General features: G+C 42.3%; 10 protein-coding genes. 6 read left to right on the forward strand and 4 right to left on the reverse strand.

From position 1 onward, the window contains the following. Positions 1-436: 436 nt before the first annotated feature. The 6 genes from galE to ACTB0Y_RS07065 all read left to right on the forward strand — a co-directional run bounded on the left by galE (position 437) and on the right by ACTB0Y_RS07065 (position 8,451). Positions 437-1,474, forward strand: a complete 1,038-nt coding sequence (gene galE / locus ACTB0Y_RS07040) for a UDP-glucose 4-epimerase GalE (protein ID WP_463206108.1) — start codon at positions 437-439, stop codon at positions 1,472-1,474. 188 nt (positions 1,475-1,662) lie between these two features. After that, positions 1,663-2,718 (forward strand): dTDP-glucose 4,6-dehydratase, encoded by a 1,056-nt coding sequence (gene rfbB / locus ACTB0Y_RS07045; protein WP_463206109.1) that lies wholly within the window; start codon positions 1,663-1,665, stop codon positions 2,716-2,718. Between the two features lie 2 nt (positions 2,719-2,720). Beyond that, positions 2,721-3,458 (forward strand): tyrosine-protein phosphatase, encoded by a 738-nt coding sequence (locus tag ACTB0Y_RS07050; protein WP_463206110.1) that lies wholly within the window; start codon positions 2,721-2,723, stop codon positions 3,456-3,458. Positions 3,459-3,615: 157 nt separating this feature from the next. Further along, positions 3,616-5,037: an MltF family protein gene (locus ACTB0Y_RS07055; RefSeq protein ID WP_463206111.1), complete on the forward strand. Its 1,422-nt coding sequence runs from the start codon at positions 3,616-3,618 to the stop codon at positions 5,035-5,037. A 109-nt stretch (positions 5,038-5,146) separates the two neighbouring features. After that, positions 5,147-7,135, forward strand: a complete 1,989-nt coding sequence (locus ACTB0Y_RS07060) for a CocE/NonD family hydrolase (protein ID WP_463206112.1) — start codon at positions 5,147-5,149, stop codon at positions 7,133-7,135. A gap of 20 nt (positions 7,136-7,155) precedes the next feature. Further along, positions 7,156-8,451: an ATP-grasp domain-containing protein gene (locus ACTB0Y_RS07065; RefSeq protein ID WP_463206113.1), complete on the forward strand. Its 1,296-nt coding sequence runs from the start codon at positions 7,156-7,158 to the stop codon at positions 8,449-8,451. A 63-nt stretch (positions 8,452-8,514) separates the two neighbouring features. Here the strand turns inward: ACTB0Y_RS07065 and ACTB0Y_RS07070 are convergent, their stop codons facing one another. The 4 genes from ACTB0Y_RS07070 to ACTB0Y_RS07085 all read right to left on the reverse strand — a co-directional run. Continuing rightward, positions 8,515-10,173 carry a Na/Pi cotransporter family protein gene (locus tag ACTB0Y_RS07070; protein WP_463206114.1) on the reverse strand — a complete coding sequence of 553 codons (1,659 nt, stop codon included), beginning with the start codon at positions 10,171-10,173 and terminating at the stop codon, positions 8,515-8,517. 67 nt (positions 10,174-10,240) lie between these two features. Beyond that, positions 10,241-11,335, reverse strand: coding sequence for a glycosyltransferase family 4 protein (locus tag ACTB0Y_RS07075; RefSeq protein ID WP_463206115.1), 1,095 nt, complete (start codon positions 11,333-11,335; stop codon positions 10,241-10,243). Next, positions 11,332-12,555 carry a glycosyltransferase gene (locus ACTB0Y_RS07080; protein WP_463206116.1) on the reverse strand — a complete coding sequence of 408 codons (1,224 nt, stop codon included), beginning with the start codon at positions 12,553-12,555 and terminating at the stop codon, positions 11,332-11,334. Before ACTB0Y_RS07080 ends, ACTB0Y_RS07075 begins: the two co-directional genes overlap by 4 nt. A 146-nt stretch (positions 12,556-12,701) precedes the next feature. Next, positions 12,702-13,750: T9SS type A sorting domain-containing protein (locus ACTB0Y_RS07085; RefSeq protein WP_463206117.1), on the reverse strand; the 1,049-nt coding region annotated here is incomplete at its 5' end.

Here is a 13,750-nt window from a genome sequence, read left to right on the forward strand (position 1 = left end):
TAGTGCAAAATTTAGAATTTCTTGCACCATGGTGGTGAAATGGGGCAGTTTGGTTTTTTATATTAAACAATCAACCAACTTTTCCCGGCTAAAGCCTTACAGATTTTAATTATTATCGAAGTCCACACCATGAATGGCGTGGTAAGTTAGGTAATGCAATACCAGAGCAAACTTTTGTGACAAAAATTTAGGAACTAACTTGCATCATCATAATTGTCAATGTAATGTAAACAACTATCTCATAACCTAAATCCTTGCGATTAAACTATGTTAAGAGTTCACTCCTGATTTGTGGATGTAATTTGAAAAACGAATCAAAAATTACCAAATATTCTGACTTCCGATAATACTCAACAAAAACGCTATATTTTAACGTTCCATACAACACGATAATTTATATCTTTGAATTTCATTATACCAAAACAAAGCAATCCAAATGGCAAAACATAAAAATAAAATACTCGTCACTGGCGGCACGGGCTACATAGGTTCTCACACTGTTGTTGAACTCCAGGAGGCAGGGTTTGAGGTGGTGATTGTAGATAACCTCTCGAACTCTGAAGCGGAGGTTGTACAACGCATTGCTGAAATTACCGGAACAGAGCCTAAATTTTACAAAGCAGATATGACGGCAAAAGATGAGGTTGCTACAGTTTTTGAGCAGGAATCTCCTTTTGCTGCAGCCATACATTTTGCTGCCTACAAAGCCGTGGGCGAATCTGTGGAAAAGCCGCTGATGTACTATGAGAATAACCTTAATTCGCTGATGAACCTGTTGTGGTTTGCAGGCCAACACAAAATGCAAAACCTTGTTTTCTCAAGTTCATGTACGGTGTACGGGCAACCGGAACAACTTCCTGTAACCGAAAAAACACCGGTAATACGACCCGAGGCACCATATGGCAACACAAAACGCATCAGCGAAGAAATCATACAGGACTTTACGCTTGTTCAGGAAAATTTTTCGGGCATTGCCTTGCGCTATTTCAATCCCATTGGTGCACACCCCTCAGCACTGATTGGCGAATTGCCCAGAGGTGTTCCTAATAACCTTGTACCATTTGTAACCCAAACAGCAGCCGGACTACGCGGACAGCTAAAAGTTTTTGGCGACGATTACAATACCCCGGACGGTACCTGCATTCGCGATTACATCAATGTAGTAGACCTGGCAAAGGCCCATGTGGCTGCCATTAACCGCCAGCTGGCCGGAAAAACCAAAAGCAACTACGAAATTTTCAATCTTGGTACAGGCAAAGGCGCTTCGGTGCTCGATGTGGTTAAGGGATTTGAAAGCGCCACAGGCGTAAAACTTAATTATGCCATGGCACCCCGCCGCCCCGGTGATGTGGAGCAAATTTATGCCAATGCCGCACATGCAGAAAAAGAGCTCAACTGGAAAGCAGAAAAAACACTGGAAGAAACATTGGCCTCAGCCTGGGAATGGGAGAAAAAGTTGCGTAATATTCGATAACCCCGACTTAGGAAATCACCTGTTTGGGTGAAGGTATAAGCAAAAAGGATGATTTCTTTTGTCGAATTCGCAAGCATTTCATAATTTTTTAATACATATGCCTGCGGATTTTGGGAATAACTCAAAATAAATAATTTACTTTGAGATTCGTTTACCAAAAAGTTTAGGTTGAACACAAATTTATATCAATGAGCAAAACAATTCTTATAACCGGGGGAGCAGGATTTATCGGATCGCATGTGGTGCGCCGTTTCGTAAACAAATATCCTGACTATACCATCGTAAACATGGATGTACTCACCTATGCCGGCAACCTTGAAAACCTTAAGGACATTGACGATAAACCCAACTATATTTTTGAGAAAGCCGATATTACAGACGAAAAAGCGGTAAATGCACTTTTCGACAAATATAAATTTGATGGTGTGATTCACCTTGCAGCAGAGTCACACGTGGACAGGTCTATTGAAGATCCCATGGCTTTTATCCGCACAAACGTTTTTGGAACGGTAGCACTGCTCAATGCCGCACGCTCAGCATGGAAAGACAACATGGAAGGCAAACTTTTTTATCATATTTCGACAGACGAAGTGTATGGCTCACTGGGCGATACGGGATTATTTACCGAAACCACAGCTTACGATCCGAAAAGCCCGTATTCAGCCGCAAAAGCAAGCTCCGACCATTTTGTGCGCGCCTATCACAACACCTACAATTTACCTATAGTCATTACAAACTGCTCCAATAATTATGGTCCAAACCAGTTTCCTGAAAAACTGATTCCGCTGGCGTTCAACAACATTAAAAACATGAAACAGATTCCCATTTACGGAAAGGGAGAAAATATTCGTGACTGGCTCTATGTGGAAGACCACGCTTCAGCCATTGATCTTGTATTTCACAAAGGCCAAAATGGCGAAACATACAATATTGGCGGCAAAAACGAATGGACCAACATTGACCTGATTCGTGAACTTTGCAGCATTATGGATAAAAAACTGCACCGTGAACCGGGAACATCTGCCTCATTAATTACGTTTGTAAAAGACAGGGCAGGGCATGATAAACGCTATGCCATTGACTCTGATAAAATAGAAAAAGAACTGGGATGGGAACCTTCACTGCAATTCAGCGAAGGGCTTGAAAAAACCGTAGATTGGTACATGGCCAATGAAAATTGGCTCAAGCATGTAATTTCAGGCGATTACCAGGCATATTACGACAAAATGTATAAAGACCGATAAAAATGTTCGGAATATTCGGGCAAAAGAAAAAACTGGCAGACCTCGGGCAGGTGGGAATCGATATGCATTCTCACCTGATCCCCGGTATTGATGATGGTGTAAAAGACATGGAGGAAAGCATTCAGTCTATTAAGCTGCTGCATGATGCAGGTTACACACACCTCATCACCACACCACACATCATGAGCGATTATTTCCCGAATAGCCCCGAAATCATAATCAAAGGGCTTGAACAAGTGCGCGAGGCTGTAAAAAAGGAGGGAATACCCGTAAAAATTGACGCAGCAGCTGAATATTACCTGGATTACCCCTTTTTTGAAAATTTTGACAATACAACACACCTCACCATTAATAACAGGTTCTTACTTTTTGAATTGTCGTTCCTAAACCCGCCCGAAATATTAAACGAAATTATTTTCCGCATACAAACTGCCGGTTACATACCAGTATTGGCGCACCCCGAGCGCTACAGCTACTGGTTTCGCAACTTTGACCAATTCTACAAACTCAAAGACCGCGGTGTTTGGTTGCAACTCAACATCAACTCTTTTGCCGATGAATATGGCCGGCCCACACGCAAATTGGCCGAAAAAATGATCAATGCAGATATTGTAGATTTGTTGGGTTCAGATTTTCACCGGCCCCAGCATATTGATAGTATGCAAAAAGCTTTAGGTAATAAACACCTTGGAAAGCTCATCAATTCAGGCAAGCTCCGCAACGCAGAGCTCATTAGCTAAAACCAGCTTTCATAAAATCGTAACATCAACTATTTACATCTGAATTTGTTATAAATAGTAGCAATTCGTTTATCTTGATGTATATGAGGATTTTGAAGCCAGCAGAATGCAAAGTCTGATTATGGCTAAACTTTCGTAACACTAAAAAAAACACTTTATGTTTAGATATCTATTTTGGCTGAGTATTACCATCGTATTTCTGTCTTGCAACAAACAGGTTCAAACAGAACCGGAGAAAACTGTAAATCGCGATTTAACAGAAATTAAAAACTCAGACACATTAAAAGCCATGGTTACTTATAGCGCCACAAGCTATTTTTTGTACAGGGGGCAACCCATGGGTTATGAATATGAGCTTTTAAAACGGTTAGGTAAACAATTAGATGTAAACATCGAGATTAAGGTTACTCAAAACCTGAATAACATGCTCGAAGCATTGAATAATGGCGAAGTAGATATAGTTGCCCATGGCCTTGCTGTTACCTCGGAAAGGAAACAAAAAGTCTCATTTACCGATTACCTTTACCTTACCCAACAGGTACTTGTACAGAAAAAGCCCGATAACTGGCGGCAGCTATCCTGGGCCGAAACGCAAAAATCGCTCATACACGATGCCATAGAACTTATTGGCGACACCGTTGCTGTGAGGGCAAACTCATCGTACCTTAAGCGACTGCAGAACCTCTCTAAAGAAATTGGAGGGAAAATACACATCGATACATTGAATGGTAACCTTTCTACGGATGAAATAATACAAATGGTTGTAGATGGAAAAATCAAATACACCATTGCAGATAAAAACCTGGCGCAAATTAATGCCTCCTATTATCCGGTATTAAACATTGATGTACCTGTGAGTTTCTCGCAGCGCATAGCCTGGGCAGTTAGAGACAACTCTCCCGAGCTGCTTGATTCTGTGAATAAATGGATAAAACACGAGCGAAAAGATGCAGTTTATTACGTCATTTACAACAAATATTTCAAAAACAAGAGAGACTTCAGGCGCCGCATTAAAAGCGACTTCTACAGCCTAAATAAAAATCAAATCAGCCAATACGACCCAATTATAAAACGCAATGCAGAAGACCTAAATTGGGACTGGCGGCTTTTAGCATCATTAATTTACCAGGAAAGCCGCTTTAAACCCGCTGCAAAATCGTGGGCAGGAGCTAAAGGACTTATGCAAATGATGCCGGCTACCGCACAAGAGATGGGTGTAACAAACAGACTCGACCCTGAAGATAATATCCGGGGTGGTACGAAGTACCTCAAACAACTCTTTGGCAATTTCAATCAGATAGAAGATACAACCCGACGCATTAAGTTTGCGATGGCTTCATATAACTGTGGTTACCAGCATGTAAGAGATGCTCAACGTTTAGCTGAGGCCAATAACCTGAACCCCAAAAGGTGGACAAACAATGTCGATTCAATGATTCTGGCGCTGAGTTATCCAAAAAACTATAATAAGGAAATTATTCGATACGGTTATGTGAGAGGTATTGAACCATTCAAATATGTCAACCAGATTTTTGAAAGGTTTGAGCACTATAAAAAATTCATCACCTTAATAGAATGACCCTAAAATATCATTTAACACTGATCCATTATATAAAAAAAATACAGTAAATTTCAGACAGTTTTTTACAATTAACAGCTACAACTAACAAAGATACAAACAACTGAAAATGAAAGTAATTGAACACACATGGATTCCCATGTCGGATGGCGTACGTCTATCGGCAAAAATTTGGATTCCCGATGGCGCAGCACACACCCCTGTACCAGCAATTTTGGAGTACATACCCTACCGCAAAAGAGATTTTAAAGCGGTTCGGGATGAAGAGACATACACTCTTTATGCGCAGCATGGGTACGCTGGTGTACGCGTCGACCTGCGCGGCAGCGGTGAGTCAGAAGGTATTTTGCGAGACGAGTACCTGCAACGTGAACTCGACGACGGAGTGGAAATACTCCGGTGGATTGGGGCACAGGACTGGTGCAACGGTAATGTGGGTATTATCGGTATTTCATGGGGTGGCTTTAACGGACTGCAGCTGGCAGCCTTGCAACCTCCGGAATTAAAAGCTGTTGTTTCTGTTGCTTCTTCAGACGACCGCTATCACGATGATGTACATTACATGGGCGGTAATTTACTCACAGATAACCTGAGCTGGGCATCTACCATGTTTGCATACAACTCTTGTCCGCCCGACCCGGAGCTGGTAGGCGAAAAATGGTACGACATGTGGATGGAGCGTCTCGAAGGCAGTGGTTTGTGGCTCAAAAAATGGCTCGAGCATCAGCTGTACGACGATTATTGGCGTCATGCCTCGGTTATGTTCAATTACGATAAAATTAAAGCTCCCGTTTATGTGGTAAGTGGCTGGGCTGATGGATATTCGAATACTATTTTCAGATTGTTGGAAAACCTCAATGTGCCCACAAAAGGTCTGGTCGGCCCATGGGGGCATAAATATCCGCACCACGGAAGTCCCGGACCTAAAATTGACTTTCTTGATGAAACCCGACGTTGGTGGGACAGATGGCTCAAAAACGAAGAAAACGGCATTGATAAAGAGCCCAAACTCCGTGTGTGGATGCAGGATACGGTTTCGCCCATATCAAGTAGCCGCCCGGGACGTTGGGTAGGCGAAAAAGATTACCCCACGCCCAACATCCACATGCAAAAATACCACCTGAAACCCGCCACACTGGACAAATCCAATGAAATCGATGATTTTATCCCAGAAATGACCATACAAAGCCCGCTAAGTGTAGGATTATTTGCAGGAAAATGGCTTTCATATTCGGCAACTACAGATTTACCAAGCGACCAGCGCGAAGAAGATGGTGGAGCGCTTGTATTCGACAGCCTGCCCTTAGAAGACGACATGGAAATTCTTGGAGCTCCCCGGGTTGAATTAACCCTAAGCAGCGATAAGCCTGTGGGAATGGTAGCCGTTCGTTTGTCAGATGTAGCTCCCAATGGCAGAGCTACACGCGTAACTTATGGCGTACTGAATTTAACGCATCGCGATAGCGATGAAAACCCTTCGGAACTGGAGCCCGGTAAAAAGTATAAAGTTAAGGTTGATATGAATTATATCGCTCAAAGGTTTCCAAAGGGTCATCAACTGAGGTTGGCCATATCCTCATCATACTGGCCACTGACCTGGCCATCGCCCGAACCTGTGCGTTTAACAATTCACCCCGGTGAGTCATTGTTCTTTGTTCCTGAACGAGCCAAAGGACTTGACCAAAACGACTTGCGCGACCTCGACACCCATGAAGCCACAGAAGGGATGAAAACCACTACCCTCTTACCTGCCCACCGCGAATGGAAGGTAGAACACGACATGGCCAACAACGAAGTGAGTTTGAATGTGGTAAACAACGATGCCAAATACCGGCTGGACGATATCAACTGGACCATTCAGAAAAAAGTGCAGGAGCGATATTCGTATAAAAACAACAATTACGACACAGTGCGTGGTGAAGTAAAAAGTGAACGTACTTTTGAGCGGGACGACTGGTTCGCAAAAACAATTACACGAACCGTATTAACAAGCACGCGCACCCATTTCATCATTCGTGCCACCCTTGATGCATACCACGGCGATGTGCGCGTGTTTAGCAAATCATGGGATGAGCAAATTAAACGTGATTTATTATAAACAAAATTTAATCAAAAGATATGGAAAAGAAACAAGTATTTATAGTGGGGTTAGATGACTTTAACCTCAAAAAATTACAGAAATTACCCGAAGCAGAGTATTGCGATTTTCACCCTGCATTGCACATTCATGAAATGCGCAACGTAGAGCAGTTTGACATGGAAAAACTGATCGACTTGTGTTTTGAACGTATTGATAAACATGGAAAAATTGATGCGGTAGCCAGTTATTACGATTTCCCGGGAACCATGTTGGTCCCCATAATTGCCGAAAAATACAATTTGCCGGGGCCTTCGCTCGAAGCCATGACCAAATGTGAGAATAAATACTGGAGCCGGCTCGAACAAAGCAAAGTAATTCCGGAACATATTCCTCAGTTTAAGGCTTTTGATCCATTCGATGACAATGCTTTTGAAAAAATTGGTATGATTACACCATATTGGGTAAAGCCCATTAAGTCGTTCCGTTCTTTTTTGGCCTACAAAATCAATGGCGAAGCACAATTTCGTGAGAACATGGAAGAGGTGAAAAAGCACATAGATTTTATGGCAGAGCCATTTAACTATTTGATGAAACAATACAACATGCCTGAAGAGTTTGCCAATATGAAGGAACGCATGATTGCCGAGAGTCCGATTACAGGCCATCAATGTACTGTTGAAGGATATGTAAATAATGGTAACGTGGTTGTATACGGTATTGTGGACAGTATCAGGGAAGGCGATCGTTCTTCATTCGGGCGTTATGAATATCCATCATCACTTCCCCAGGAAATACAATTCCGCATGGCCGATGTAACCCGGCGTGTAGTAAACCAACTTGGGCTAGACCATTCACCTTTCAACATTGAGTATTTCTACGAACCCACAGCCGACGAAGTTTACTTCCTGGAGATTAACCCGCGTATTTCGCAGGCGCACACCGATATATTTGAAAAAATACACGGTATTTCGCACCACTCCATCATGCTGAACCTGGCTTTGGGACAAAAACCAAAAACACTGGGAAATAATGGGGAATTCAATAAGGCAGCCAACTTTATGCTGCGTACGTTCGAACCCGGAACAATTAAAAAAGTACCCACTGAATCGGAGATTAAAATCCTGAAAAAGTTCATCCCTTCCCTGGAGGTAAAAGTACAGGTAAAAGAAGGTATTCACCTTAAAGATTTGCAGGGGCAGGACAGTTACAGTTTTGAGTTGGCCAACATTTTTATTGGCGGCAGAGATCAAAATGAGCTGGTAGAGCGCTACAACCAATGTATGGATGGACTTACGTTTGACATTGAATATGACGATGCAGTAAAACTTTATTAGAAGGTGTAATCAACATACTGTATTTAAGTGATAATAAACATGTTATGACGATAGGAAAGGGCTTCATTCTTGTTTTTTGGAATCCTTTTCTATTGCACCAATAGCCCGCCGTGCAATTCGGCGCGCCAAACTATGCAGCCGCCGTGCCACCTCAAGCAACTCCACCTCGAAACGTATGATGGATACTCGATGCGTTTCAGAATCGGCAAGTCGTGCATACACATGCCGGTGTACCCTGGCATGATCCTGAGAAAACTGCTCCTTGCTCTCTGTAACAGATTCAGCCTTTTGCCTATCTCTATCCTGAAAAGCCACTATTGCATCGGCAAGGGCTGCATTGGCACTTTCGTATAAATCAAGCAACATTTTATGGGTTTCCTCACTTACCTCAAAACCAAGATTCAGACGATGCTCCGCAGCCTCCACCACACTTGTTGTGTAAAGGTCGCCTGCATTTTCTATTATGTTCGCAATATCTGTCTGCCGGTGTACGCGTTCCATCTCCTTCTCAGACAATTCTTTTTGTTGAATCTGACTAATGTAAGCCAAAATGCGTTCGTGCCATGAATCCAGTATGTCGTCTCTTTTTCGTAAATCATCCAGGTCGGAACGGGTTCCGCGAATAGCCACGGGAATGCTGTCTCTTGCGATCTGAACAAGGTCCTGCCCCATCTCTTTCAATGTTTTCTCCACCATATCGAGCGCCAGGCCGGCATGCTGTAAATAATAGCTATCCAGCAGCGGTTCTTTACATGCTGCGCTTTTATCGGGCAACAACCATTTTATCAACCGGGCGGTTGATTTCGTAAAACCTATAAACAATAATGCATTTCCAACATTAAAAATAGTATGTGCATTGGCAATTTGGCGCCCCACATCATTTTGCGAAACCTCTGCAACGAGGCTGCTTAATTGCGGAATTAAAAATGCGAAAACAATGGCGCCCAAAGTGTTAAACAGTACATGGGCAAGGGCAACCTGTACAGCAGGCCTTGGTTTACCAATAGCAGCAAGCAAAGCTGTTACACATGTACCTATATTGGCGCCAATAATCATGGCCACACCTGTTTCTATATTCAACAAGCCTTGTGAGGCCAACACAATTACCACACCGGTAGTAGCTGAAGAACTTTGAACAAGCGCCGTAAAAAAAGCACCGATTAAAATTCCATACACCGGATGAGCCGTATGTTTCATCACTTCCACCAAGGGTTCGTAATTTCTAAGTGGCATAGTAGCCTGGGTCATCAGGTTCATACCCAAAAAGACGAGGCCCAAACCAAAAAGTATGAAACCATAGTCTTTTAAACGGCGATATTTAGTAAGGGTGGTTAGCACATAACCAACAGCCACAATAAGCAATGCCGATTCTGTTATTTTAAATGCAATAATCTGCGCTGTGATGGTTGTACCAATATTGGCGCCCAAAATAATCCCAAGGGTTTTGGAAAATTCCATCAATCCGGCCGATACAAAGCCAACGACAAGCACTGTAGTGATGGAAGAAGATTGAATTACAGCAGTTATACCTGCCCCTGCTGTAAGAGAAGTCCAGCGGTTGCGGGTCATTTTAGACAAAAAATTGGTTAGCCGGTTACCTGCAACGGCCTTAAGACCATTGGTCATTTGAACCATCCCATATAAAAATAGCGCTAGGCCACCTGCCAGTCCCAAAGAAACTTCCCACCAATTGACATTAGCTATGGTTTCTTGTGCCTCCATTGAAATTTACGATTTGAAAGTTCAAACATTAACTTTCCACTTCAAACACATTTTACTTACAACGATTTTATTGGTTTTGTTTCACAATATCATCAAACAACTTTAAATATTCCGATTTATTCGCATCAATGGAATAACGTGCTTTAATGGTTTCCCTTCCGGCTTGCCCGATTTTTTCCCGAAAATCAGCATCATCAATAAGTTGTTTGAGTATTTGGAGCCATTCCTGGTCGTCTGCAGCGAGAAACCCGTTCTTTCCGTGCTCAATAATTTCCGTATTAACCCCCACGGGCGACATCACAGCAGGAACGCCAACCGACATATATTGCAGGCCTTTAAATCCGCACTTCCCCTTTGACCATTCATCATCGGGTAAAGGCATAACGCCGATATCAATTTCGTTTAATCGTTGAACTTCATCTTTGGCTTTCCACGGTATATTTTCAATCTCAATGCGCTCGTCTATTACCGGTGCATCTGCAATTACCCTGAATTTGAGCCTGTCACCGTACGTGTTTCTTAATTGCTGTAACACCGGAATTAAAAGGCGAAAATGCTTTAATGTGGTACTACTCCCGGTCCAGCCGATACGAACATAAGCTGCGTCTGAAGTATTCTCAACTGGTTTGTGATAGGAAGTGTCTATAGTTGTAGGGATGACCACCACATTATCATTGAACCGACTGGCATAATCGGCCAAATATTGGTTTCCGGCAATCACCAGCGTTGATAAAGCACATATTTCGCCTGTCTTTTCAGGACGTTTTAACCATTTCAGCTCTTTATTGGCATCAGAAACGTCGTTAAGCCAAATAGCATCGTCAAAATCAAAAATAACAGGCACCCCTTTGCGTTTTATTTTACGCTCAAACCGGGTAGTCCCCAGCATGAATGCCTCCCGGTAAATAAACACGGCATCGTAATTTGCTGCACGGGCAACATGTCTGGAGCGGCGCAAGTAGGATTTTATGAGAATAAAAAGCTTTAACAAATAGTTCCGTCGTTTGTAAAAATTCCGATCATCCCAGGCATTGAGCAAATTGGCATATTCAATTTCATATCCACTCGATTGCAGATATGGAATAAAGTGCTCACAACGAAAACGCTGACCGGGCGAACGATTCATCCGGTGCGGAACAATATATAAAATGCGCTTTTTCAAAGTTTCGAATATATTTCATGGTATTTTTCAATACCATCGGTTAAGGAAAAATATTGTTGGGCCACATCAATAAGTTGCTGCTTATCAACCCGGGGGTTATTAAAATATTTATTGAGCGTTTGCCTGTATTGTGCTTCTGAAAATTCCTGAACAAGCAACTCAGGGAAATGCTTTTTGTAAATCAAATCTACGTCTCCCACTCCCGCATTGGAGATGGCTGGGATACCCATTCCCAGAATTTCAGCCAGCTTGGTGGGTGAAGATGCCTGTTTGGAAAAAACAGGTTTTATAAAGAAAACTGACAAATGGCTCAGCGAAAGCATATCAGGCACCTCATCGCGGGTAACTCCATGGCAAATGATGTGCTCCTGCGTTATTCCTTTCCGCGCAGCCTCTGCCCTGATTTCTTGTTCCTCATCGCGGGTAATAAAAAGCATTCTGGCCTGAGGTTTAAATTCCAGCAAAACCTTAAAAAAATCCAGCATTTCGGGCAACATGTACCACGAGCCAATAGAACCGAGATAGGAAAGCACAAAATGCGCATCGGTTAAATGCAATTGGGTCCGTAAAGCTTGTTGTTTTGAAACATTAATGTTTGTTGGTGTAAAATGATTAAAATCTGCGCAACAGGGAATAACCGAAATTTCGCTTTTTTGCAATTGCATAAAAGGCCAACGCTGAATGATATTCTTGCCGGCATGGGTGAGACTAACTACTGCATCAGCAGTTTTAAATAAATGCTGTTCCTTTTTTTTGAAATAGCGGTATACAAAATTAAACACCGGATTTTTTTTGTTCCATATACCCCCTTCTACCCGCTCATCGGGCCAGAAACCGCGCATATCGAACAGTAATTGCACACCATGTTTTTTTTGTAAAAGCTGACCGGCCATTGCCGGTAAATAACCCCGGGCATGTACAATATCGAAATTGTGCTCAGATTGCAATCTGAGGACACTGGATTTCATGGTACGAAAATCTTTCAGCGCTGACAACACGGGTGGTGTAGCCGTGTATTTTTGCGGAACCCAATTTACATTTGCCTCCTTACACAATGATTCAATATGCCTGCCCTGAGTTTTGATGCGATTGGGTTTCTCAAAAGAAAGCAAGGTAATTTCATGGCCTTTTTGACTAAGTCCTTCCAAATAGGGAAGCACCTGTGACTGTCCGAGGGGGTCAGTCATTCCATCGTATGATATGTATAAGATTCGTTTCAATACCGTTTAAACATCAGTAGCCATCAAAAAACGCTGTGCAGAAAACGCCTCCAAAATACAAAAAGCAGGGGATTGAAACAAAAAAGGGATGAAGAAGTCTTAATGAAAAAATGGGAAAAGACAATAAATACCCCAAATTGATTGCCTTATTGCCTGATCCATTTCCCTGTAAAAACTTTGCCTGAATCTGATACAATGCGATAGAAATATATCCCCGGAGTTAAGGCTTGTGTGCCTAATCGGCATCTGTTTTGAAAATTTACTGACTCCACAAGTATTCCACTGGTGTTGTATAGATACATGGTTGATCTTGACGAATTGGGCAGCTCAACCTGCAGGTAATCATTACCCGGATTGGGGTATACCTTATGAGCATCTGAGATAGGCGGGTCATCAGAATTACCCACCAACATATCACCTTCCGCATTAAATTTAAATATTACAGCATCGGAGTAATCAGGCTGATTGGTTACATCGTAACGCGAACTGGCTAAATATAAGGACCCGTCTGGCCCCATTGTCATATTTGTTAAAAAATAGTAGTAAGTACTATCAGCATAAAACTGGTGCCACAACATAGAATCCGGCGTTAGATATGAAACCCACATCTCATTGGTATTGTAACTGCCGAGATGCACAGGATGTGGAGCCTGATTCACTGGCACGTACCCGGATGCAAATATTCTTGAAGTATCCGGATTAGGCGCCATAGATCGAAAATAGGTATAACGTGGATCATCGTCGCTATGTCCAAAATACGGATAGTTCTGCAAAACCTGGTAAGTTGAATCTCTAAAATCGATTGAGGTGTAGTTATCAAGTGTTTTTGAGGTGACTATATAACCGTCTTTTCCATTTGACATTATATTTCCATGTAAAGCGAGCAATCCAAATCCATGATATAAAGTATCTATCTCATTAAATGATGTATCTATTTCTACAATAAAGCCACCACTTTTAGCAAAGTGAAAGCTATGGTCGGTATATTTAATGGGTTCAAAATTCAGTTGTGTAACAGTTCTGTGCTGCTCCACAAAATTAAAATCCTCATCAAACTTAAAAAACTGTGTAGCAGGCGTCTGAATAGCTATGAACCTGCGTTGAAAATGCTCAAAATACCTGAAACCCAATATCACAGGATCAAAATCATAAGTGACAAATTTTGACCAAACCAGTTCTAAATTCCTGTCGAGGC

The organism is Salinivirga sp. (assembly GCF_055145285.1).

Bases quoted from the DNA above. Each gene is read 5' to 3' on its own strand.
- ACTB0Y_RS07050 (WP_463206110.1), top strand. From the start codon at position 2,721: ATGTTCGGAATATTCGGGCAAAAGAAAAAACTGGCAGACCTCGGGCAG.
- ACTB0Y_RS07065 (WP_463206113.1), top strand. From the start codon at position 7,156: ATGGAAAAGAAACAAGTATTTATAGTGGGGTTAGATGACTTTAACCTC.
- rfbB (WP_463206109.1), top strand. From the start codon at position 1,663: ATGAGCAAAACAATTCTTATAACCGGGGGAGCAGGATTTATCGGATCG.
- galE (WP_463206108.1), top strand. From the start codon at position 437: ATGGCAAAACATAAAAATAAAATACTCGTCACTGGCGGCACGGGCTAC.
- ACTB0Y_RS07060 (WP_463206112.1), top strand. From the start codon at position 5,147: ATGAAAGTAATTGAACACACATGGATTCCCATGTCGGATGGCGTACGT.
- ACTB0Y_RS07070 (WP_463206114.1), bottom strand. From the start codon at position 10,173: ATGGAGGCACAAGAAACCATAGCTAATGTCAATTGGTGGGAAGTTTCT.
- ACTB0Y_RS07055 (WP_463206111.1), top strand. From the start codon at position 3,616: ATGTTTAGATATCTATTTTGGCTGAGTATTACCATCGTATTTCTGTCT.